Origin of the sequence: Saccharothrix sp. CB00851, assembly GCF_001905065.1 — a bacterium.
Lineage (GTDB): Bacteria > Actinomycetota > Actinomycetes > Mycobacteriales > Pseudonocardiaceae > Actinosynnema.
Window position 1 is genome coordinate 158,731 of sequence record NZ_LWLC01000012.1, and the last position, 21,681, is coordinate 180,411.

A 21,681-nucleotide genomic window follows, 5' to 3' on the forward strand; every position below is an offset into this window, starting at 1 on the left:
GCGATGACGTTGCTGACCGTGTGGTCGGACACCGACCCGGAGAACGCCCTGGTGCGCACCGCCGACCCGGCCGAGATCGCGGTGGAGCTCAAGCAGTTGGGGGTCCGCTACGAGCAGTGGCCCGTCATCCCCGGTGTGACCAGCGAGAACGCCCTGGAGGTGTACGCCGAGCAGGTCGCCCGCGTCACCGAGACCGAGGGCTACATCCTGGTCGACGCGATGGAGATGACGCCGTCGGACGACCCGGAGTGGCTGGCCTCGGCGGGGCAGGCGCGGCTGAAGTTCCTGGCCGAGCACACCCACGACGACGACGAGGACCGGTTCTTCGCCCGCGGCTCCGGCGTGTTCTACCTGCACGTCAAGGAACGCGTGTACGCGGTGCTGTGCGAGGCGGGCGACCTGCTGAGCGTGCCCGCGAACACCACGCACTGGTTCGACATGGGCACCCGGCCGGACTACGTGTCGATCCGGTTCTTCCACGACGACGACGGCTGGGTCGGCAACTTCACCGGCAGCGAGATCGCCAAGGCGTTCCCGACGTTCGACGCGCTCATGGCGGGTCACCGAGCGAGCTGAGCTCGGCGGCCAGGTTGGCCCTGGCACGTGCCTCCCACCGGGCCCGTGCGCGCGGCGTGGCGTACAGCGGGTCGCGCGCGGCCAACGAGCGCAGGACCTTCGCCCGACCGACCCGCCACGCGTCGTCGGGTACGTGCGCGTACTCGGCGCGCACGGCGGTCCGGTAGCGCCCGTAGGTCGCCGGGTCGGAGCCGAGGATGGCCAGGTCGGCGTCCAGGAGCAGGCAGGTCAGCGGGTCGTCCGAGGTGTGCTCGGCGGTCGCCAGCACCAGCGAAGCCACCTCGTCGGCCTCGGGCAGGCCGGCGAGCCGCTCACGGGCCCACTCGGCGCTGCGACGCTCGTCCTCGCCCGGCACGCCGTCGTAGATCACGTCGTGCACCAGCGCAGCCAACGTCAGCACCGCGCGCTCGCGGGGCGTGCGGTCGTCGGCCAGGAGGTTCACGTCCCGCACGACGGCCAGCACGTGCTCGCCGTTGTGGTAGCCGCGGTGCGGTTCGGCGTACCGGTCGGCGAGGTCGCCGGGCCCCCGCGTGCCGCCCAGTTCACGGACCGCCTCGTGCCACCGCCGTTCCAGTTCGAGCATCAGGGCAACCTCACCGTGAACGCCGCGCCGCCCTCGGGCGCGGGACCGGCCTCGATCGTGCCACCCAACCGGGTCACCAGGCCGTGCACCAAGGCCAGGCCGACACCCGTGCCCACGGGCCGGGAACGCTCGTACTTCGCGTGCAGCGCACCCTTGTGGAACGCGACCCGGTAATCCTCTTCGGACAGCCCCGGACCACCGTCACGCACCTGCAGCACGTCGTGCAGCGCCAACACCACCGGCCGACCGGCGGGCGTGAGGCGCAGCGCGTTCTCCAGCAGCCCGTCCAGCACCTGCCGCAACCGGCGGGCGTCCGTCGTCCGCACGGTCGGGTGCGCGGGCAGCTCCAGCCGGAACTCGACGCCCTTCGCCGCGCACCGCGCCCGCCACACCTCGGCGGCGGCCGAAACGACCTCGGTCAGGTCGACCGGCGCGAGGTCGACCCGGAAGTCGTCCGCGCCCAGCCGGGCCAGGTCCAGCAGGTCGGTGACCAGCCGGTCCAGCCGGTGCGCCTCCGCGGAGATCGTGCGGCCGACCGCGGGCACCTCCGACCCGGACACCACGCCGTCGGCCAGCGACTCGGCGAACCCGCTCACCGCGGTCAGCGGCGTGCGCAACTCGTGCGACACCGACAGCAGGAACTCCCGCTGCCTGGCCTCGCTGCGCGCCAACGCGTCGGCCAGCGCGTTCACCGCGCCACCGACCTCGGCGACCTCCGCGGGACCGTGCTCGGGCGCCCTCAGGTCACGCCGACCACCGCTCATGGTGCGCGCGACGGCCGCCGTCTGCCGCAACGGGCGCGCGACCAGCTTGCCCAGCAACAACCCGGCCACCGCCGCCACCAGCAACCCGACACCCAGCGCGAACGCGATGTTGCGCACCAACCGGTACCCCGGTCCGTTGCCCGTCGCCGTCTCCTGCACCAGCGCGACACCGTCACGCACCTCGACCAGCCGGGTGCCCGCCAGGCCGGACCTGCCCCCGGCGTCACGGACCGCGCGCACCGCCCTCGGCTCACCGGCCAACCCACCGTCCGGCCCGATCAGCACCACGGCGATGCCCTGCCCGCGCAGCACCTCGACCACCCGCAGCCGCCCGGCCCGGCCCGCGTCCACCTGACCGGCCACCACGTCCGCCTGGTCGGCCAACGCCTGCCGGGCCGCCTCACGTGACGCCGTGAGCACCAGCCGCGCCGACACCAGCCCCGCCACCACCACCGCGACACCGGCCACCGCCAGGCACAACGCCGTGATCCGGAACGCCAGGCTCGTGCGCCTCACGACGCCTCGGCCGAGTAGCCGACCCCGCGCACGGTCCTGATCGGACTGCGCTCACCAAGCTTCGCCCGCAGCTGCGCCACGTGCACGTCCACCGTCCGCGTGCCTGCCGCCGCCGCGTAACCCCACACCGCGCTCAGCAGCTGCTCCCGCGCGAACACCCGCCCCGGATGCCGCATCAGGTGCGCCAGCAGGTCGAACTCGGTCGACGTCAACGCCACCTCGTCCGCACCGGCCCACACCCGCCGCCGGTCGCCGTCCAGCCGCACGTCGCCGACCACGTGCACCGGGTTGACCTGCGGCGTTCCCCGGCGCAGCACGGTGCGCACCCGGGCCACCAGCTCACGCGGGCTGAACGGCTTGGTCACGTAGTCGTCCGCGCCGAGCTCCAGCCCGAGCACCCGGTCCACCTCGTCGTCGCGCGCGGTCACGAACAGCACCGGCGTCCAGTCGCCCGCCGCGCGCAGCGCCCGGCACACCTCGACCCCGTCCAACCCGGGCAGGCCGACGTCCAGCAGCACGGCCACCGGCTTCAGCCGCCGCACCGCCGCCAACGCCGCGTGCCCGTCCGCCTCCACGTGCACCCCGAACCCGTCCCGGCGCAGGTAGAGGCAGATCAGGTCGGCGATGGCCCGTTCGTCCTCCACGACCAGCACGAGTCCCTGCACGCCGCGCATCGTGGCACGGCGCGGGTGGCGATCAGGGGCGCGGGAGTGTTCGGGTTCGGTAAAGGTCGCGCACCCGCGTCCAGCACACGCCGTAGAGGTCGCGCAGCTCCAGCCAGAACGGCACGTCCGCCGCCGGGTAGTCGATCGGCTCGTCGACCAGGCCGTTCGCGCACGCCACGTCCCAGCCGACCGGGCCGTGCCAGGCGTCCTCGAAGTCGTTCCACACCGGACCGGACGCGGTGACCAGCACGTTGCGCGCGTGCGCGTCGCCGTGCAGCGCCTGTGCGGGCTCCTCGGGCCAGCGCGCGGCCAGCGCGTCCCGTGCGGCGACCAGGTCCGCGGGCCGCCCGAGTAGTGACAACGCCGCGTCCAGATCGGTCAGCGGACCGCGTTCGGGCAGCTCACCGGGGTAGTGCCGCAGCTCGCCGTGCAGCTCGGCCAGCATCGCGGTGAACGACGCGCGGTCCGGCAGGCGTTCCGGGTCGTGCTCGACGTGCCGGGCGAACGCGACCACGAGCCCCGCGTGCCGCACCGGCCCCAGCCCGTACGGCTCGACCACCGGCACACCGCGCCCGGCCAGGAACCGGCTCAGCTCGTCGGCCCGGCGGAAGCGCTCGAACACGTCCGCCCGCACCACCGCCGTCACCGTGGCGACCCGGGCCACCACCGGCGCGGGACGGAGCCGGACGAGCAGGTTGTAGCCGTCCTTGAGCACCTCGGGGTCGTCACCGGGCAGCCCGATGCGGCGGGCCAACCGCCCCACCTCGCGCACCGCGGACCTCCCCGCCACGGGGGAATTCTGGCATTCCACGCGAGCGGCGCATAACGAGTTGGTCGCGGTGCACATCATCCAATCGGGCTACCGCGATAGAGGGGGACGGACCAGCCTGACCCGCCGATTGCCAGTTTGAACAGGAGGCTGGTCTTCGCCGGCATCTGCCTCCTGGTCGCCGGCGCGGCGTTCCTCGCCTCCTCGGAATTGCGCAAGCGCCTGCGCCGGTGAGCGCCTGGCTACTGACCGGCAACATCACCGACTCATAACGAATAGACGGCAACCCGCGTCATCTGAATGGGCTACCTCGATAGAGGGACGGCCGGTGTAGTTCTATCCCCCGGTCAGCCCTCGAACCTGCGGAGCAGCACCATGCGCATGACCTCCCGTCGCCTATTCGGAGCAGCAACCCTGCTCGCCCTCGGCACCGCCGGCCTGCTGGGCGGCACCGCCTCGGCTTCGCCCGAGCCCGACCCCGTCGACCCCCGCGCCGTCCTGGTCGAGGGCAACCTCGAGTGGAACCACGAGAACGTCTGCGAGAGGGCGGGCCTGACCGGCACGGCGATGGACGGCGACCTCCCGGAGGGCTCGACCTCGAAGACCCTGCCCCACACCGCCGACGGCCTGCGGTCGATCACCATCACGGGCGGCCTCGAGGGCTACACCGTGACCGGTGTCGTGGTGAAGGGCGGCAACGACTCCAACGTCTACTACGTCGACGCGCCCGACGGCACCGAGCCGCTGGGCGAGCTGTCGTGGGAGAAGCTGACCGCGCCGATCAACAACAGCGGCAAGGCCGCCGACATCAGCCACTGGTTCTTCTGCGTCGAGGAGGACACCTCGTCGGAGGAGCCGACCGGCGAGAACCCGGGCGAGAACCCCGGTGAAGACCCGGGCGAGAACCCTGGCGAGAACCCCGGCGAAAACCCGGGCGAGAACCCCGACGAGGAGAACCCGGGCGAGTCCGTCGCCCCGACGACCAACGAGTCGGTCGCGGCCACTCCGACCACCACCACGACGGTCCCGGCCGTCGCGGCCGGTGCCAACGACGGTGACCTGGCCAACACCGGCTACAACGGCGGCTGGATGCTGATCGCGGGCCTGGGCCTGGTCGCCGCCGGCGCCGCCTTCGTCGCCTCCCCGAAGCTGCGCGGCCTCCTGCGCCGCTGACCAACCGCACCACAGCACCTCTGGGCCGCTCCCGCTCCGGCGGGGGCGGCCCTCATGTGCTCCCTCACCATTCCCGCACGCTTCCCCGTCGCGCCCGGCTCGGACGATCGCCCTACCTCCACCTCGACCTCCCCGTCACACCCCCGCGAGGTCGCGTCGATCGTTCGCGTCCTGATTCCCGGCGATCACGCTTTTCGATCGTCGGGAATCAGGACGCGAGCGGTCGACTTCCGGGCGACCTCGCCCCGCGACGCCGGAGGCGGCGCCATCCAACACTGTGACCTGCGCTACCTCACTTGATCCAGGTAGCGGCCCAGCGCAGAGGCCCGGAACGCGGCCGTCTACGATCCGATGAGCCGGCGGCGCCACCCACCGGCGCAGCCAGAACCAGACAGTGCAGGAGGCACCGTGACGGCCGTAGCCCCGCAGCCGATCGCAACGCGGCCCTTCGGGACTCGCGAGGCGGTCAAGGGTTCGTTCCTGCTGCGGATGTTCCGCACCACGGACCACAAGCAGATCGGGATCATGTACCTGGTCACGTCGTTCGCCTTCTTCATGGTGGGCGGCGCGATGGCCATGCTGATGCGGACCGAGCTGGCCCGTCCGGGCATGCAGTTCCTCTCGCAGGAGCAGTTCAACCAGCTGTTCACCATGCACGGCACGGTGATGCTGCTGCTCTACGCGACGCCGATCGTGTTCGGCTTCGCCAACTTCATCCTGCCGCTGCAGATCGGCTCGCCGGACGTGGCGTTCCCGCGGCTGAACGCCTTCTCGTACTGGCTGTACCTGTTCGGCGGCCTGATCGTGATGGCGGGCTTCCTCACGCCGGGCGGCGCGGCCGACTTCGGCTGGTTCGCCTACACCCCGCTGTCCAACGCCATCCACTCGCCCGGCGTCGGCGCCGACCTGTGGATCTCCGGCCTGGTCGTCGGTGGTCTGGGCACCATCCTCGGCGCGGTCAACATGATCACCACCGTGGTCTGCCTCCGGGCGCCCGGCATGACCATGTTCCGCATGCCGATCTTCACCTGGAACATCCTGGTGACGAGCGTGCTGGTGCTGCTGGCGTTCCCGATCCTGACCGCCGCGCTGCTGGGCCTGCTGGCCGACCGCCACCTGGGCGCCCACGTGTTCGACCCCGCCAACGGCGGCGTGATCCTGTGGCAGCACCTGTTCTGGTTCTTCGGCCACCCCGAGGTCTACATCGTCGCGCTGCCGTTCTTCGGCATCGTGTCGGAGATCTTCCCGGTGTTCAGCCGCAAGCCGATCTTCGGCTACAACGGCCTGGTCTACGCGACGCTGGGCATCGCGGCGCTGTCCGTGGCCGTGTGGGCGCACCACATGTACGCCACCGGCGCGGTGCTGCTGCCGTTCTTCGCGTTCATGACGTTCCTGATCGCGGTGCCGACCGGCATCAAGTTCTTCAACTGGATCGGCACGATGTGGAAGGGGCAGCTGACGTTCGAGACACCGATGCTGTTCAGCATCGGCTTCATCGTCACGTTCCTCTTCGGTGGTCTGTCCGGCATCCTGCTGGCCGCGCCGGCGATCGACTTCCACGTGTCCGACACGTACTTCGTCGTCGCGCACTTCCACTACGTGCTGTACGGCACGATCGTGTTCGCCACCTTCGCGGGCATCTACTTCTGGTTCCCGAAGATCACCGGCCGGATGATGGACGAGCCGCTGGGCAAGCTCCACTTCTGGACCACGTTCCTCGGCTTCCACGCCACGTTCCTGGTGCAGCACTGGCTGGGCAACGAGGGCATGCCGCGCCGGTACGCGGACTACCTGCCCAGCGACGGCTTCACCACGCTGAACACGATCTCCACGATCGGCGCGTACATCCTGGGCGCGTCCACGCTGCCGTTCATCTGGAACATCTTCAAGAGCTACCGCTACGGCGAGACGGTGCACGTGGACGACCCGTGGGGCTTCGGCAACTCGCTGGAGTGGGCCACCTCGTGCCCGCCGCCGCGGCACAACTTCACCGAGCTGCCGCGCATCCGCTCCGCGCGGCCGGCGTTCGAGCTGCACTACCCGCACATGATCGAGCGGATCCACAACGAGGCCCACGTGACGTTCACCGGCAAGGCGATCGCGCACGAGGACGCCCCGAAGGCGCCGTCCGAGGTGGCCGCCGCGGCTGTGCAATCCGGCACAGCCTCGGAAGGGACCGAGGGCGACCACAAGTAACGCTTGTAACCTGAGCACAGGTTCAACGGCGAGCCCCGACGACCGTTCCCGGTTGTCGGGGCTCGCCGCTGTCTGGCATAGGAGCCATCAGTGACCAAGCCCAGCGCCACGCCCGTCCTGATCACGGTCACCGGACCGGACAAGCCGGGGGTCTCCTCCGTGCTCTTCGCGGTGCTGACCAGGCACGGCGTGGAGATCCTCGACGTCGAGCAGGTCGTCATCCGCGGCCGGCTGGTGCTCGGCGTGCTCGTCGCGGCCGACCACGACCCGGAGGGGTTGCAGGAGGCCGTCGAGCAGGCCATGGCGACGGTGTCCATGCACGTCGAGGTGGAGATCGGCGCGGATTCCAAGCGGACCGCGCGGCTGGAGTCCAGCCACGTGCTGATCCTGCTCGGCCGCCCGGTCACGGCCCGCGCGTTCACCGAGGTGGCGCGGCGGCTGGCGTCACTCGGCGTGAACATCGACGCGATCCGCGGCGTGGCTGACTACCCGGTCACCGGCCTTGAGCTGCGGGTTTCCGTGGCCGACGACACGCCGGAGAGTGACGCGCAGCTGCGGTCGGCGTTGGCCGAGGTGTCGGTGCGCGGCGGGCTGGACATCGCGGTGGAACGGGCCGGGCTGACCAGGCGGGCCAAGCGGCTGGTGGTGTTCGACGTCGACTCCACGCTCATCCAGGGCGAGGTGATCGAGATGCTGGCCGCGCACGTCGGGGTGGAGCCGCAGGTCAAGGAGATCACCGACGCGGCGATGCGGGGCGAGCTGGACTTCACCGAGTCGCTGCGGCGGCGGGTGGCGCTGCTGGAGGGCCTGGACGAGTCCGTGCTGGACGAGGTCGCGGGGTCGCTGGAGCTGACGCCCGGCGCGCGCACGACGGTGCGCACGCTCAAGCGGCTCGGGTTCCGCTGCGGTGTGGTGTCCGGCGGGTTCGGCCGGGTCATCCAGCGGCTGGTGGACGAGCTGGGCCTGGACTTCTGCGCGGCCAACGAGCTGGAGATCGTGGACGGCAAGCTGACCGGACGCGTCGTCGGCGAGGTGGTGGACCGGGCGGGCAAGGCGGTGGCGCTGCGGCGGTTCGCCGACGAGCAGGGCGTCACGCTGGCGCAGACCGTCGCCGTCGGTGACGGTGCCAACGACATCGACATGCTCGGCGCGGCCGGGCTGGGCATCGCGTTCAACGCCAAGCCGGCGTTGCGGGAGGTGGCGGACACGGCGCTGTCGCACCCGTTCCTGGACGCGGTGCTGTTCGTGCTCGGCGTGACGCGCGCGGAGGTGGAGGCCGCGGACGCGGCGGACGGTCTGGAGCTGAACCGGCTGTGAACCCGATCCTGCGGATGCTGGTGGACCGGCACTACTCGACCGACGAGGAGGACCCGGAGTCGGTGCGGGCGATGCCCGTGGTGCTGCGGATCGAGCGGTCCGCGCCGCCGTCCCGGACCGACGTGCTGGAAGCCGCCGCGGCCGCCGCCATCGCGGTGTGCCTGGACGACCGCGCGCTGCCGGGCGGCGAGTGGCACGACGAGCTGGTGGCGTGGGTGCGCGGTCGGATCCGGAAGGTGACGCGGCGGGCACGGGGCGCGCACTGGGAGGCCGTGCAGTCGTTGCCCGGGGTGACGATCACGGTCGGCAGCGCGTCGGTGCGGGCGTTCGTGCCCGGCCGGGTGGTGGACCTGCCCAAGGAGCTGAGCCGGTTGCAGATCTCGGGCAGTGAGCTGCCCGCCGACGAGCCCGGTCCGGTCCCCGCCGGTGCCCACGAGCTCTGGCTGAACCCCCGGGTCGAGATGACCGCGGGCAAGGCGGCGGCCCAGGTGGGTCACGCGTCGATGCTGCTCGCGCCGCACCTGTCCGACGCGGAGCTGAAGGAGTGGGCGGCGCTGGACTACCGGTGCGCGGTGCGGACACCGGCCGCGGCCGACTGGGACGCGTTGGTGGCGCGGCCGGACGTCGTGCTGGTGCGCGACGCCGGGTACACCGAGGTCGCGCCCGGCACCGCCACGGTCGCCGTCAACGTTTGACCTGCCCCGTTTGCGGTAACCATCCCCGGCGTGGGCCTGTTGGACGTGCTCGACGCCAAGCTCGGTGACGGGCTGGAGAGCTTGCTGTGCGCGCACCACGCCAGACGGTTGCGCAAGCTGGGTTGGGGCTCGACGTTCGGCTCCGAGGCCGGCTGGTGGACGCCCCACCGGCCGGTGCGGACCGGCAACCGGGTCGAGGTGCTGGTGGACGGGCACGAGGTGCTGCCCGCCATCGCGTCGGCGATCTCGTCGGCGCGCGAATCCGTGCACCTGGCCGGGTGGTGCGCCAGCCCGGACTTCCGGCTGACCCGTGAACCGGGCTCGCCGACGTTGCGGGAACTGCTGGCGTCGGCTGCGGCCCGCGTGCCGGTGCGCGTGCTGCTGTGGGCGGGACCGCCGATGCCGATGTTCGAGCCGACCCGCAAGCGCGTGCTCGCGGCGCAACGGGAGTTCCAGCGGGACAGCGCCGTGCGGTGCGAGATCGACGCCCGGGAGCGGACCCTGCACTGCCACCACGAGAAGATCGTCGTGGTGGACGACGAGGTGGCGTTCGTCGGCGGCATGGACCTGACCGCCGTGGAGGGCGACCGCCACGACACCGCCGAGCACCCGCCCCGCGAACCGCTGGGTTGGCACGACATCGGCACCCGCCTGCGCGGGCCGATCGTCGCCGACGTGGCCGAGCACTTCCGGCAGCGCTGGCAGGAGATCTCCGGCGAACGGCTGCCGGCTCCCGCCGTGCCGCAGCCCGCCGGCTCGTCGTCCGCCCAGCTCGTGCGCACGATCCCGGAGCGCACCTACGACTTCATCCCGCGCGGTGAGTTCAGCCTGCTCGACTCGTACCTGCGCGCCCTGCGGTCGGCGGAGAACCTGATCTACCTGGAGAACCAGTTCCTGTGGTCACCGGAGATCACCGAGGTCCTGCTCGAGAAGCTGCGCAACCCACCTCATCGGGACTTCCGCGTGGTCCTGGTCCTGCCGCGCAAGCCGAGCAACGGCGCCGACACCACGCGTGGCCAGCTGGGTCGGCTGCTGGACGCCGACGACGGCAACCACCGCCTGGTCGCCGCCACCCTGTCCTCGCACGACGGTGCCACGTCCTCGTCGGTCTACGTGCACGCCAAGCTGGCCATCGTGGACGACCGCTGGCTCAGCGTCGGCTCGGCCAACCTGAACGAGCACTCGCTGTTCAACGACACCGAGGTCAACGTCGTCACCGACGACCCGGTCGTCGCCCGCGACACCCGCCTGCGCCTGTGGTCGGAACACCTGCAACGCCCGCTGACCGCCGTCTCGGCCCCCGCCCACGAGGTCGTGGACCAGCTGTGGCGCCCGACCCTGACCTCCTCGGGCAAACACCGCGTGACGGCCCTCCCAGGCGTCTCCCGCCGCGCCGGCCGCCTCCAAGGCCCGCTCCGCGGCCTCCTCGTCGACGGGTGAGAATCGGTATCGCGGATCCGCTTGACCAACGCCATCGAATCCCTCACCAAGTCGTCCCGGGATAGGGTAGGTTGTGTCGTGTGTCAGGCGAACTGTTCTCGGTCGGACGCGGCTCTCCACCCGAGAAGACCGGTGCCAGTGCCGAGTTCAAACTGAGTATTACTCGTGCCCTCGCGGACCAGTTGGCTGACTCGCTGGGCAAGTTGCACCACGCACCCCTGACAGAAAAGAATCTCAACGCCCTGCAAGCGCGGCCAGGGGTCTACGAGCTGTTCCTTCCGAACGACTCAGGTGAATTCAAGCGGGTCTATGTCGGCAAGGCCAGCAAGGATCTCCCGTCGCGCCTGTGGAACCACCTGCGCAAGTTGTCCGGAAGGTCCAACATCTCGCTGAGTGACGTCCGCTTTCAATGCCTCTACGTGGACGAGGACCTGGAGGCTGCGGCCCCGGAAAAGATGTTGATCAAGCGCTATCGCGGTGAGGGTGGAGTTCCCTGGAACACCAATGGGTTCGGCAACAAGGACCCCGGTCGCAATCGCGACCGCTCGCTCGTGAAGGTCAACCACTTCGACGCGGAGTACCCGGTCAATCTGGACCTCGAGATCGAGTTCACCGCACCGGCACCGCGCACCCTCCAGCGTTATTTGGAGGCGGTGAAGGCCAACCTTCCGTTCAACTTCCGTTACGACAAGTCGGTGAGCGCGAAGAAGGCCTACTCGGCTGCTATTGTGGAATTGCCGAAACGGGCCACCGCCGCAGAGCTCATCCGCCGTGCGCTCGATGCGCTTCCGGACGGTTGGCAAGTCACCGCGTTGCCCGGTTACGTCATCCTGTACCAGGAAGAAGAGACTTACGACAGCGCCCGCATCATCTGGCGGAAGCAGGGTCGGCTGGTCCAGCGGTTCGAGGGTCCCAACCGTCGGGACGACGCAGGCGAGGTCGAGGAGACCGACCGTGACGAAGAGTGAGTCGATAGTGGTGTGACCTCGCTGGCGCATCCCGCGTCAGTGTGTCGTCCGACATCGTTCACCCCGGACACTGTGTCGCACATGCGTTCGAGCACGTCCTCGGGTATAGTTCCGCAGGTGATCAGCGATGCTGTGCAGTTGAGCCTGTCGATCGACGACCCGTCGGAGGTAGGCACCAGCATTGAGTTGTTCACCGGCGGTGGCGGTCTTGCCATGGCCATGCACAACGAAGGCTTTCGTCACCTGGTGGCGGTCGAACTGAACAAGCGCGCTTGTGCGACATTGCGTGCCAATATCGCCGAGCCGTTCGACCCGGAAGCCGGTCAAGCTACTACTCTGCATTCTCGGTGGCCATTGATCGAAGGGGACATCCGTCAGGTCGACTTCACCAGATGGATGGGCAAGGTAGATGTCGTCGCTGGTGGCGTGCCGTGCCAGCCGTGGTCGCTCGGAGGCGTCCACAAAGGATATGACGACGAACGCAATTTGTGGCCGGAATTGTTCCGGGTGATCCGCGAGACAAGGCCCCGTGCGATCATCGCCGAGAACGTCAAAGGTCTGCTTCGGTCATCCTTCAAGCCTTATTACGACTACATCCTCAATGAACTGAGCGCGCCTTTCGAGGAACGTATCGAGGGTGAGGATTGGCAAGACCACGACAAGCGACTTCGTAAGGCTCTGGCCAAGCAGGCTGTCGATCCGACTGAGCGCTACGACGTGAAGTACCTGCTTGTCAACGCCGCTGATTATGGCGTACCGCAGGTGCGCTGGCGCGTGTTCGTGGTTGCGTTTCGGAACGACCTTGGTTTGGAGGGCTGGAAGTTCCCGGCTGCCACCCACTCCGATGCCGCTCTCCTGCGAGCTCAGGCCGACGGGTCCTATTGGGACGAGCACAAGGTCGCAAAGCGGTACCGGTACACCCCGAAGATCGTTGCTGCTCAAGGTGAAGAGAACGAGGGCAAGCAACGTTGGCGCACGGTTCGGGACGCGATCAGCGGTGACTCCAGCCGTAACGAGCCGAGGCTGGGTGAACCGCTCGGCGACAAGGTTGAGCACCCCAAGCACCTCCATCACTACGGCTGGCCCGGCGCACGCCAGTACCCCGGGCACACGCCTAACGAACTCGATCGACCAGCGAAGACCGTGAAGGCCGGAGTGCACGGTGTTCCGGGTGGGGAGACGGTTCTCCGACGGGATGACGGATCGATCCGGTACATGACGGTTCGAGAGGTGTCCCGGGTCATGACCTTCCCGGACGACTGGAAGCTTGATGGACCGCGCGGCGAGCAGATGCGGCAACTCGGCAACGCTGTGCCGGTCGTTCTCGGCCAAGCCATGGCCCACTCGGTCGTGAAGGCGTTGCGGTCGAGCTCGCAGAGCGGATCATGAGCGGCAAGGTGTTCCGGAAAACCCTCGACGGCTCAGGGTGATCAACGAACGATGGCTGAGTCGTGGGCATCCAGCCCTGCCTCCCGTGCGGTCATGCGTGCCAATAAGGGTCGCGATACGCGTGCGGAGTTGGCGTTGCGGTCCGCGCTCCACGCCGTGGGTTTGCGCTATCGGGTAGGCACGCGTCCGATCAAGGAGGTAAGGCGTACGGCGGACGTCGTCTTCACGAAGGCCAAGGTGGCGGTCTTCGTCGATGGCTGCTTCTGGCACGGTTGTCCTGAGCACTATCGGCCGGCCAAAGGTGCCAACGCCGAGTTCTGGCGGGCCAAGATCGACGGCAACCGGCGGCGGGACAGCGACACCGACGAACGACTCCGGAGAGCGGGCTGGGAGATCGTGCGAGTCTGGGAGCACGAGGACCCGGTCGTCGCAGCCGCTCGGATCGCGAAAGCGGTTCGCCGCCAGTGACGGGTTCGTTAACCTGATCGAGTGACTGTCGAGTACCAGCCGGATCACTTCGACCCCTTGTCCACTCCGCTGCTCCAGGACACCATCTGCCGGCACTTCGAGCGGCAAGAGCCCAGGACGCTCGCCGCTGAACTGCCGCGGTTCGAGGGTTCTGGCCTCTATGCCATCTATTACGTAGGCAGTGGTCACTACCTTTACAGTCCTCTTTCATCGTTGACTATTCCTGTCTATGTCGGCCAGTCCGCATCCCACAACTCCGCGACCGGTAGGCCGGTCACGAATGGTGTCCGGCGACTGTGGGACCGGGTGAACCAGCATCGCAGGTCGATCGACGCCTGCGAGAATCTCGATGTCGCAGACTTCGCCGTCCGGTTGCTTCGCATGCCGGACGTGCATGCGAACTTGGGCGAGAACGGTCTCAGGGTGGAGTACCAGCCTGTGTGGAACTCGATCCTTCGCGGGTTCGGCGGTCATGAACAGGGGTCCACGACGAGGACGAGTGCTCGCTCGAAGTGGGACACCTTGCACCCGGGGCGCAGTCGTTCGTACGGCAGCCAGCCGCACGATGCAGCAGTCCTCGCGGAGCAGGTGCGGCGACACATCCGAAGGCAGATCGACACGAATTCGAACATCACCTGGCACAAGTGACCGCCTGGCGTTTCAAACGGGGTCAGTTGTTCGCCGCGTCGAGCCGCTTCAGCGCCGCCCGCACGACCTCCGGGTCGTACGTCGTCCAGAACGGCGGCAGGGAGGCGCGCAGGAACCCGCCGTAGCGGGCCGTCGCCAGCCGCGGGTCGAGGATCGCCACCACGCCCTTGTCGTTCATCGAACGCAGCAGCCGCCCGGCACCCTGAGCCAACAGCAACGCTGCATGAGTCGCCGCAACGGTGAGGAAACCATTGCCGCCACGCGATTCCACCGCCTTCTGCCGCGCCGACGCCAACGGGTCGTCCGGCCGCGGGAATGGGATGCGGTCCATCACCACCAGCGACAGCGACGGCCCCGGCACGTCCACGCCCTGCCACAACGACAAGGTGCCGAACAGGCACGTCTGCGCGTCCTCGGCGAACCGCTTCACCAACTGCCCCGTGGCGTCGTCACCCTGGCACAGCACGGGGTAGTCCACCTTGCCCCGCAACGCCTCCGCCGCCGCCTTCGCCGCACGCATCGACGAGAACAGCCCCAACGTGCGCCCACCCGCCGCGTTGACCAGCCCTTCGATCTCGTCTACATAGGACGGTGGTAGCCCGTCACGCCCCGGCGGCGGCAGGTGCCGTGCCACGTACAGGATCCCGGCGCTGCCGTGCGAGAACGGCGACCCGACGTCCAGCCCGCTCCACCGCGGCCCGCTCACGTCCGACGGCGGCTCCTTGTCCGTCGCCGTCCCCTCGGCCTTCCGGACGCCCGACGCCGCCGGCAGCCCCCACTGCCGCGCCAACGTGTCGAACGTGCCGCCCAACGTCAACGTCGCCGAGGTCAGGATCGTGGTCCGCTTCCCGAACAGCCGCTCCCGCAGCAACCCGCCGACACCCAACGGCGCCACCCGCAACGACGGCGCCTTGTTCCGGTCCGCGAAATCACCCGACACCCACACCACGTCGTGGTCTTCATCGAAAGCTTCCAGGATTCGCGTCGCGCAGTCGTGCACGTCGTCCAGCAACGACAGCGCGAGCTTGCGGGACGTCGCACCGTCGACGTCCTCCTTGCGCTCCGGACCCAACGACGTGATGCACGCGTGCGCCGCGTCCTTCGTCGCCCGCAACGCACCGGCCAGCGCCTGCGGCAGGCTGTCCAGCCGACCCACCGGCAGCTCTTCCAGGATCATCGCCAGGCCGTCGCTCGCCTCGGCCATCCGGTCGGCCACGCCCTGGTCGATGAGCCGACCACAGCGCCGCGCGGCCGTGGCGACCAGCGACGCGCTCAGCTCCTCCGTCGCCACCGACGTGACGCGGTCGACCAGGTCGTGCGCCTCGTCGATCACCACCACGTCGTGGTCGGGCAGGACCTGGTAGCCCTCCAGCGCGTCCACGGCGAGCATCGCGTGGTTGGTCACCACGACGTCCGCCTTGCCCGCCTCGGCCCGTGCCTTCTCGGCGAAGCAGTCGACGCCGATCGGGCACTTGTTCACGCCCAGGCACTCACGCGCGGTCACCGATACCTGACGCCAAGCCTGGTCGGTGACGCCGGGCACCAGCTCGTCCCGGTCACCGGTCTCGGTGTCGGACGACCACTCGTGCAGCCGCTTGACCTCGCGGCCCATCTTGGACACCGCGAACGGGTCGAACAGGCCCGCGTCCTCCGGCTCGTCCGGCGCGCCGGTGTGCAGGCGGTGCATGCACAGGTAGTTGCGGCGACCTTTGAGGATGGCGAACCGCGGCTCGCGGCCCAGCTCCTTGCGCAACGCCTTGGCCAGCCGGGGCAGGTCGCGGTCCACGAGCTGGCGTTGCAGCGCGATCGTGGCGGTCGAGATGACGACCGTGGACTCCTCGGCCACGGCGTGCCGCAGCGCGGGCACCAAGTACGCCAGCGACTTGCCGGTGCCGGTGCCCGCCTGCACGGCCAGGTGCTCGCCGGTCCGGATCGCCCGCTCGACGGCCTCGGCCATGGCGAGCTGGCCCTCGCGTTCGGCCCCGCCCACCGCGTCCACGGCGACGGCGAGCAACGTCCTGGTGTCGGGGATCGCGGTGGTGGCGGGCACGGCGAAGACCGTACCCGCCCGCACCGTCGGACCGGGTCGGACACCCCAACCCGTCCCGAGCGTTGAACTCGGGTGTTCCGAACGTAGGACACGCGCGTTCCGAACGTAGGACACGCGCGGGTTGAGGGGGTTACTTGCGGTTGACCAGGGCCCAGGTGGCGGGCAGGAGACCGGCGGCCAGGGCGATCTTCACCGCGTCGCCGAGCAGGAACGGCGTGACGCCCAGCTGCAGCGCCTTGCCGAAGCCGACACCGGCCGCGGCCATCAGCCACGGCACGCCGCACGCGTAGATCGCCAGGTTGCCCACCGCCATCGTGCCGACGGTCCGCAACGGCGTCCGGTCGCCACCGCGGGCGGCCAGGTGGCCGACCAGCGCACCGGCGAACACGAACCCGACCACGTAGCCGAGCGACGCGGGCGTGCCCGACGAACCGCCCTGGAACCACGGCACCCCGGCCACGCCGGCGATCAGGTACAGCACCATCGACGCGCCACCGCGCTGCCACCCGAGCGCCGCGCCCACCAGCAGGGCGGCGAACGTCTGGCCCGTCAGCGGCACGGGGCTGCCCGGCACGGGCAGCGCGACCTGGGCGGCCAGGCCGGTCAGCCCGGCACCCGCGACGACCAGGGCGATGTCACGCGCGAGAGCGCCCGGGACCAGGTCGGCGAGCACCGCGCGACGGCCGGGAACGGCGAGGACGGACACTTGGGACCTCCCAGAGGATCGACTTCACCGGGAGGTTAACCGGCGATCACTGGTTCGGTCTTTGTCGAAGCTCTACAAAGTTGGCCATCTCACGCGCGACGGCTCAGTGGTCCAGCGCCACGTCCCCGGTGATCCGCTCGGTGTTCCGGCGCGTCTTGGCCCACCCGTTGCGCCCGCGCGCCAGCCGGACCACGGCACGCCACGACGTGATGTAGAACGTGTAGATGTAGATCGCATACGCGAACCCGTAGCCGATCGCCCGACCCCACCCGATCGACGGCGCACACCGCATCCGGTACACCGGGCCCCAGATCAGGAACGGCAACAGCCCGAACAGCCCGTACACCGCGAACAGCACCCAAGCGCCATCGGTGAACCACGCCCACACCTCGCCCGGCGCACTCGCCGCACGGTGCCCCAGCAGCAATAACGGGATGGGGTAGACGAGCGTCCCGAGCAGCTGCAGCCACGGCTGGGACAGGTAGTACATCATCTCGGTCGCGCCCAGCGTGGACAGGTGCCGCGACGCCCAGATCCGCCGCACGTACCGCAGGCACTGCATCGTCCCCTGTCCCCACCGCGTGCGCTGCGCGAGGAACCGCCGCAGGCTGTAGAGCCCCTCCTGCGTCGCGGAAGCGGCGCACGACGTGCACGGTCCCGTCGTCGGAGTCGTCGTCGATGACCCACACGTGCGCACCGGGGAACGACTCGCGCAGGTAGCGGACCGTGCCGCCGATGACGGCCTCCTCGTCCCGGCAGGGCACCAGGAAGTGCCACTCGAAGTCGGCCGCCCGCCCCACCGGCCGCGGCTGGTGCCGCAGGTAGGGCACGACGATCAGGAACACGTACGTCACGAACGCCACGCTCATCGTCAGCGCCAACGCCTGGGTGAACCCCAGCAGCACGTCCAGGTTCACCGCCGCGTCGCCAACCACACGAACGCCACCAGCGCGGCGGCACCGCCGAACACGCTCACCATCGAACCGAGCAGCGTGTGGCCCCAGTGGTAGCCGGTGTCCACGCCCAGCCACCGGACCAGCCCGACCAGCGTCAACACCCTCAGCTGGTTCACCACGACCACCGCGGCGCCGGCCACCGCGAGCGCGCCCAGCACCCGCCGGGTGATCCGGGGCCGCAACGCGATCATCACCGCGCCCACCGCCAGCAGCGGCACCACCAGGAACGCCGACGTGCACTCGGGCGTCATCCGCAGGCCGAGCGGTGCGTCGGTGCCGAGCCCGAAGTACACGGTCTGCCGTGCCGCGACGACCTCCACGCCATCGGAGCCGAGCACGTCGAGCAGCAACCCGGACAGCACGATCTCGGCCGTCCGGTAAGCACGGTGTGCCACCACGAGGCCGGCCGCCGCCACCACCAGTGCGACGACGACCACCCGGTTGAGGTGTCCAGTACGGGGCACGGCAAGCGCCACTGAAGGAGTCCTTCCGTCGATCGGGGATCGCCCGATAGGGCTGCGTGGTGGTCATCGGAACCGCTTACCGCGAACCGCACCCCCGGAACGAGTGACAACGTGAAGCGATTTCGGGCGGTAAGTCCACGTTCGGTGGGCGCAGTTAGGCGATTCGAGTGGCCGCCGTCCCTCTTTACGGTCAGCAACCTCTAATCCGACGGGGCGAACGCCGATAGGGGAAATTGCTCGAACAAACACATCCCCAGAAAGGAGCTTCATGCGTCTGCGAATGACGCGTCGCGCCGCCGTGGCCGGACTGGTCGCCGTCGCGGCGGTGGTCGTCGGCGCCCCACCGGCCTCGGCGGCACCCGGGGACGCCTCGGCACACGGCGCGCGGCTCGACCTGTCGCTGCTCGGCCGGGACGCGGTCTCGGCGGGCCCGTTCGCCGCGTCCACCGCGGACGGCCCCGCCACCAGCACGTTCGCCGCCGTCGACCTGCCTGACGTGCTGCGCACCGGCGTGCTCGACACGTCCGCCTCGCGCGATGACAAGACCGGCGGCGTCAGCTCCTGGGCGAGCACCGCCGACGTCCGGCTCGACCTGCTCGACGTCGTTACCGGTGGCGTGTCCGCCGAACTGGTCGAAGCCGAGTGCGCGGCCACCCAGAAAGGCCTGATGGGCAAGGCCAAGCTCATCGGGCTCGACCTCGGCGAGCTCGGCGAGGTCGGTGTCGAACCCGCGCCCAACACGACGGTCGACGTCGAGCTGCTCGGCGTGGACATCGCGAAGATCGTGTTCAACGAGCAGGTGCGCAACGCCGACGGCAGCCTCACCGTCAACGCCGTCCACGTCACCCTGATCGGTGGCGCGCTCGGCTCGGTCGGCGCCGGTGACCTGGTGCTCTCGTCGGTCACCTGCGGTCCGGCCGGCCTGCCCATCCCGCTGGCGTCCGGCGCGGGCCTGTGGATCGGGCTGGGCCTGCTGGCCCTGTTCGGCGTGCCCGTCGCAGCCGCGGCCCTGCGCCGCCGGCAGGACCTCGCGGCGGTCTGAGCCATGTACAAGGTCCCCGGCAGCGGCGTCGCGGTCGGCACGGGAATCGGCTCGCTGGCGGCCACCGGCGCCGGAGTCGCGTGGTGGGTGGTGGCCGGTGTGGTCCTCCTGGTGGCCGGCCTGATCCTGACTCGCGCGGTCCGCAGGCGACGAGCGGCAGGCAGCGAGTAGCCCGCGTGTGCCCTGGTCGCGCGCCCACCCCCAGTCGCGCGGCCGGGGCACCGCATCCCCGAGTGGAGCGAGTGGAAGGAGCAAGGTGAAGGAAGTCGTGCTGCTCGCGGGCACCCGACCCGAGGCGGTGAAGATCGCACCGGTGGCGCTGGCGCTAGCCGACCACCCGGTGCTCCGGCCCGTGATCGTCCACAGTGGACAGCACAACGGCATGGTCGAGCAGGCCCTGCGCTCGTTCGGCCTGCGCGTCGACGTCGGGTTGGACGTGCCGCGGGCCACCGGCGGCCAGGCCGAGCTGCTGGCCCGGCTGGTCGCGGAGTTCGACCGGGTGCTGCGCCGGCGCGACCCGGCCGTCGTCCTCGTGCAGGGCGACACGACCACCGCGCTGGCGGGCGCGCTCGCCGCGTTCTGGCTCGGCATCCCGGTCGCGCACCTGGAAGCGGGCCTGCGCACCGGTGACCTCGGCGGGCCGTTCCCCGAGGAGGGCACCCGGCAGATGATCGCCCGGATCGCCACCCTGCACCTCGCGCCGACCGACGACGCGGCGGGCGCGCTCGTCCGCGAGGGCATGGCCGACCGCCGGATCGTGGTCACCGGCAACACCGTGGTCGACGCCGTGCAGCGGGTCGCCGCCGCCGACCTGCCCGCTCGCGACCCCGACCTGGCCCTGCTCGAACGCGTGCTGGACGAGCGTTCCGAGCGGTTGGTGCTGGTGACGGTGCACCGGCGCGAGTCGTGGGGCGAACCGCTGACCCGCGTGCTGCACGCCGTGCGGGCGATCGCCGACCGGCACCCCGACGTGCGCGTCCTGCTGCCCGTGCACCCGAACCCGAGGGTGCGTGCGGCGGCGCGTGACGTCCTCGGCGGGCACGAGCGGATCGTGGTGACCGAGCCGTTGGACTACTCCGACCTCGTGCGCGCGCTGCGGCGGTCCGCGCTGGTGCTCACCGACTCCGGTGGCCTGCAGGAGGAGGCGCCCACGTTCGGCGTGCCGGTGCTCGTGCTGCGGGACACGACCGAGCGGGTGGCCGCGGTGGACGCGGGCTGCGCGTGGCTGGTCGGCACCAACCCGATCCGGATCGTGGCCGAGGCGGGCTGGGTGCTCGGCGCGCGGCTGCGGCTGCCGCTCGGGCACAACCCGTTCGGCGACGGCCGGGCGGCGTCACGGGTGCGGGGCGCGTTGGAGCGACTCGTCGGCCTGCCGAGTGATTTCGCCACCGCGCCGCTGCCGGTGCGCATCCCGTGCTGACCACGTTTGGTCACTCGAACGGGTATTCGGTCTTCCTCTTCCGGGTGATGTGCGGGCGAGATCATCGGGTCGTGTCCGCCGGGTCGCCGATAGTCCTCACGTCCGTGAACAGCAGAAGGGCGACACGATGAAGCAGATCGGAGCGCGCCGGGTCGGCGCCGTGACCGCGGCGCTCGTACTCGGCCTGGTCGCCGCCGCGCCACCGGCGTCGGCGGCCAACCCCGCGGGGGTGGCGTCCGTCGGCTCCGCCGACTTCACCAAGGCGGGCACCAGGGTCACCGTCCTGCCGCTGGCGCCGTGCGCCGTCGGCGGCACGCCGTCGAACTCGTCCGAGGCGGTCAGCCGCAGAGGCGTCCGGTTCGGCCCCGGCACGTCGTCGTGCACCACGGCGGTCGTCGACCCGGACAACGGCACCACCACGTCCACGTCCGAGGCGACGGGCACCGACTTCGAGCTGTCGGCGCTGGTGTCGGTGGGCGGGCCGCGGCTGCGGGTGGCGCGCTGGAAGGTCACCTGCACCGGCACCGTGTCCGGCACCAACGCGGGCTGGGCGGCGGACGGCCTGCAGGGCTTCGACGGGCTGCCCGAGCAGATCGCGCCGAACCACGTGCACGAGGTGAAGGCGGGCGACGGCACGCTGCTGGCCACCGCGACGTTCGGCGAAACCGTGTTCCCCGAGCCGAACGACGGCAGCGTCGCGATGAACCTGCTGCACCTGCGCTTCACCGAGGCGTCCACCATCAGCGGCGACGTCGTCCTCGGCGCCACCGCCTGCTCCCCAACCCCCTGACCACCGAAAACCGCGAGAGTCCTACGTCCAGCGCCCGAGAGTCCAACGTTCACGCACCTCGAATTCAACGCTCACGACGAGCGGCG

At 70.2% G+C, this 21,681-nt stretch carries 21 protein-coding genes and 1 pseudogene; 14 read left to right on the plus strand and 8 right to left on the minus strand.

The window, feature by feature from the left end; all coding sequences use genetic code 11:
- Positions 1 to 3 precede the first annotated feature (3 nt).
- Positions 4 to 576 (plus strand): 1,2-dihydroxy-3-keto-5-methylthiopentene dioxygenase, encoded by a 573-nt coding sequence (locus tag A6A25_RS13370; RefSeq protein WP_073889065.1) that lies wholly within the window; start codon positions 4 to 6, stop codon positions 574 to 576.
- Here the strand turns inward: A6A25_RS13370 and A6A25_RS13375 are convergent.
- The 4 genes from A6A25_RS13375 to A6A25_RS13390 are packed head-to-tail and all read right to left on the minus strand — an operon-like array spanning position 551 to position 3,894.
- Positions 551 to 1,159, minus strand: coding sequence for an HD domain-containing protein (locus A6A25_RS13375; RefSeq protein ID WP_073889068.1), 609 nt, complete (start codon positions 1,157 to 1,159; stop codon positions 551 to 553). The two genes, A6A25_RS13370 and A6A25_RS13375, sit on opposite strands and share 26 nt — an antisense overlap.
- Positions 1,159 to 2,439: a HAMP domain-containing sensor histidine kinase gene (locus A6A25_RS13380; protein WP_073889071.1), complete on the minus strand. Its 1,281-nt coding sequence runs from the start codon at positions 2,437 to 2,439 to the stop codon at positions 1,159 to 1,161. Before A6A25_RS13380 ends, A6A25_RS13375 begins: the two co-directional genes overlap by 1 nt.
- Positions 2,436 to 3,113, minus strand: coding sequence for a response regulator transcription factor (locus A6A25_RS13385; protein ID WP_073889074.1), 678 nt, complete (start codon positions 3,111 to 3,113; stop codon positions 2,436 to 2,438). The genes A6A25_RS13380 and A6A25_RS13385 overlap by 4 nt, the downstream gene beginning before the upstream one ends.
- Before the next feature lie 22 nt (positions 3,114 to 3,135).
- Complete coding sequence (locus A6A25_RS13390; RefSeq protein WP_158073728.1) at positions 3,136 to 3,894, minus strand: phosphotransferase; 759 nt, start codon at positions 3,892 to 3,894, stop codon at positions 3,136 to 3,138.
- A gap of 354 nt (positions 3,895 to 4,248) precedes the next feature.
- Between A6A25_RS13390 and A6A25_RS13395 the strand changes: the two genes are divergently transcribed.
- The 9 genes from A6A25_RS13395 (at position 4,249) to A6A25_RS13435 (ending at position 14,167) form a co-directional block, all read left to right on the plus strand.
- Positions 4,249 to 5,046, plus strand: coding sequence for a hypothetical protein (locus A6A25_RS13395; protein ID WP_143193138.1), 798 nt, complete (start codon positions 4,249 to 4,251; stop codon positions 5,044 to 5,046).
- Positions 5,047 to 5,454: 408 nt separating this feature from the next.
- Positions 5,455 to 7,242, plus strand: a complete 1,788-nt coding sequence (gene ctaD / locus A6A25_RS13400; protein ID WP_073889083.1) for an aa3-type cytochrome oxidase subunit I — start codon at positions 5,455 to 5,457, stop codon at positions 7,240 to 7,242.
- A gap of 90 nt (positions 7,243 to 7,332) precedes the next feature.
- Positions 7,333 to 8,559: a phosphoserine phosphatase SerB gene (serB, locus tag A6A25_RS13405; RefSeq protein WP_073889086.1), complete on the plus strand. Its 1,227-nt coding sequence runs from the start codon at positions 7,333 to 7,335 to the stop codon at positions 8,557 to 8,559.
- A 14-nt stretch (positions 8,560 to 8,573) separates the two neighbouring features.
- Positions 8,574 to 9,254 (plus strand): peptidyl-tRNA hydrolase, encoded by a 681-nt coding sequence (locus A6A25_RS13410; protein ID WP_143193168.1) that lies wholly within the window; start codon positions 8,574 to 8,576, stop codon positions 9,252 to 9,254.
- Positions 9,255 to 9,284: 30 nt separating this feature from the next.
- Positions 9,285 to 10,694, plus strand: coding sequence for a phospholipase D-like domain-containing protein (locus tag A6A25_RS13415; RefSeq protein ID WP_083668303.1), 1,410 nt, complete (start codon positions 9,285 to 9,287; stop codon positions 10,692 to 10,694).
- 80 nt (positions 10,695 to 10,774) lie between these two features.
- Complete coding sequence (locus tag A6A25_RS42935; protein WP_158073729.1) at positions 10,775 to 11,662, plus strand: Eco29kI family restriction endonuclease; 888 nt, start codon at positions 10,775 to 10,777, stop codon at positions 11,660 to 11,662.
- A 117-nt stretch (positions 11,663 to 11,779) separates the two neighbouring features.
- Positions 11,780 to 13,051, plus strand: a complete 1,272-nt coding sequence (locus tag A6A25_RS13425) for a DNA cytosine methyltransferase (protein ID WP_073889098.1) — start codon at positions 11,780 to 11,782, stop codon at positions 13,049 to 13,051.
- 51 nt (positions 13,052 to 13,102) lie between these two features.
- Entirely contained in the window at positions 13,103 to 13,519 is a 417-nt protein-coding gene (locus A6A25_RS13430) for a very short patch repair endonuclease (protein ID WP_073889100.1), read from the plus strand.
- A 21-nt stretch (positions 13,520 to 13,540) separates the two neighbouring features.
- Positions 13,541 to 14,167: an Eco29kI family restriction endonuclease gene (locus A6A25_RS13435; protein WP_073889103.1), complete on the plus strand. Its 627-nt coding sequence runs from the start codon at positions 13,541 to 13,543 to the stop codon at positions 14,165 to 14,167.
- Positions 14,168 to 14,189: 22 nt separating this feature from the next.
- On the opposite strand, the gene A6A25_RS13440 is transcribed toward A6A25_RS13435, so the two are convergent.
- From A6A25_RS13440 to xrtP, 4 genes and pseudogenes are all read right to left on the minus strand, one after another.
- A complete protein-coding gene (locus A6A25_RS13440) occupies positions 14,190 to 16,217 on the minus strand; it encodes an ATP-dependent DNA helicase (RefSeq protein ID WP_073889949.1) in 2,028 nt (675 codons plus the stop codon).
- 130 nt (positions 16,218 to 16,347) lie between these two features.
- Entirely contained in the window at positions 16,348 to 16,923 is a 576-nt protein-coding gene (locus A6A25_RS13445) for a biotin transporter BioY (RefSeq protein ID WP_073889106.1), read from the minus strand.
- A gap of 103 nt (positions 16,924 to 17,026) precedes the next feature.
- Positions 17,027 to 17,792 (minus strand): annotated as a pseudogene (locus A6A25_RS13450) (glycosyltransferase).
- Between the two features lie 44 nt (positions 17,793 to 17,836).
- Positions 17,837 to 18,355, minus strand: a complete 519-nt coding sequence (xrtP, locus tag A6A25_RS13455) for an exosortase P (protein ID WP_241828646.1) — start codon at positions 18,353 to 18,355, stop codon at positions 17,837 to 17,839.
- 256 nt (positions 18,356 to 18,611) lie between these two features.
- On the opposite strand from xrtP, the gene A6A25_RS13460 reads away from it, so the two are divergent.
- The 4 genes from A6A25_RS13460 (at position 18,612) to A6A25_RS13475 (ending at position 21,595) form a co-directional block, all read left to right on the plus strand.
- Positions 18,612 to 19,385, plus strand: coding sequence for a choice-of-anchor P family protein (locus A6A25_RS13460; RefSeq protein WP_073889111.1), 774 nt, complete (start codon positions 18,612 to 18,614; stop codon positions 19,383 to 19,385).
- 3 nt (positions 19,386 to 19,388) lie between these two features.
- Positions 19,389 to 19,556, plus strand: coding sequence for a peptidase (locus tag A6A25_RS13465; RefSeq protein WP_073889114.1), 168 nt, complete (start codon positions 19,389 to 19,391; stop codon positions 19,554 to 19,556).
- A gap of 85 nt (positions 19,557 to 19,641) precedes the next feature.
- Complete coding sequence (wecB, locus tag A6A25_RS13470) at positions 19,642 to 20,805, plus strand: non-hydrolyzing UDP-N-acetylglucosamine 2-epimerase (RefSeq protein WP_073889118.1); 1,164 nt, start codon at positions 19,642 to 19,644, stop codon at positions 20,803 to 20,805.
- Between the two features lie 127 nt (positions 20,806 to 20,932).
- On the plus strand, positions 20,933 to 21,595 hold the full coding sequence (locus A6A25_RS13475; protein ID WP_073889121.1) for a hypothetical protein: 663 nt from the start codon (positions 20,933 to 20,935) through the stop codon (positions 21,593 to 21,595).
- Positions 21,596 to 21,681: the final 86 nt, after the last annotated feature.